1 protein-coding gene is annotated in these 574 nt (G+C 66.2%); it reads right to left on the bottom strand.

Features of this window, described 5'->3' with window-relative positions; translation table 11 throughout:
* Positions 1-119 precede the first annotated feature (119 nt).
* On the bottom strand, positions 120-574 hold a 455-nt coding region (locus tag TN53_RS41890), incomplete at its 5' end, for an alpha-glucosidase C-terminal domain-containing protein (protein ID WP_046264146.1).

Raw genomic sequence — 574 nt, 5'->3', positions numbered from 1 at the left:
GTTGCTGTCCTGGAAGGAGCGGACGAGCACCTCGTAGAAGACGGCACGTTTGAACCAGTCGGGGTCCCGGTCCTTCGCGGGGGTGTCCTCGAAGGTGTCCTGGACGGGCTCGTTGACGATCATGTTGTGGGTGACCCTCCGGTCTGCGGGGTGGACGGTCGCAGGACGGTGAGGATGTGCGCGGGGCGAGTGCCCGGTTCGAGGCGCACATAGTTCGCCCTGCCCCAGTGATAGGTCTCGCCGGTGAGCTCGTCGCGCACCGGCACCGACTCGTGCCATTCCAGGCCGAGTTGCGGCATGTCCAACGAGACCGTGGCCTCCTGGGTGTGGTGAGGGTCGAGGTTGGCGACCACCAGAACCGTGTTCGAGCCGCTCCGCTTCGAGTACGCGATCACCGCTTCCTGGTCCGCGTGGTGGAAGTGGAGATCGCGCAACTGGCGCAGGGCGGGGCTCGCTCGCCTGATCCGGTTGAGCTGTGTGATCAGGGGGGTGATGCTGTCGGCTGTGTCCCAGTCGCGGGGGCGGAGTTGGTACTTCTCGGAGTCGAGGTATTCCTCGCTGCCGTCGCGCAGGG

The organism is Streptomyces sp. WM6386, from assembly GCF_000972385.1.
GTDB lineage: Bacteria > Actinomycetota > Actinomycetes > Streptomycetales > Streptomycetaceae > Streptomyces.
This window is presented reverse-complemented; position numbering and strand designations above follow the sequence as displayed.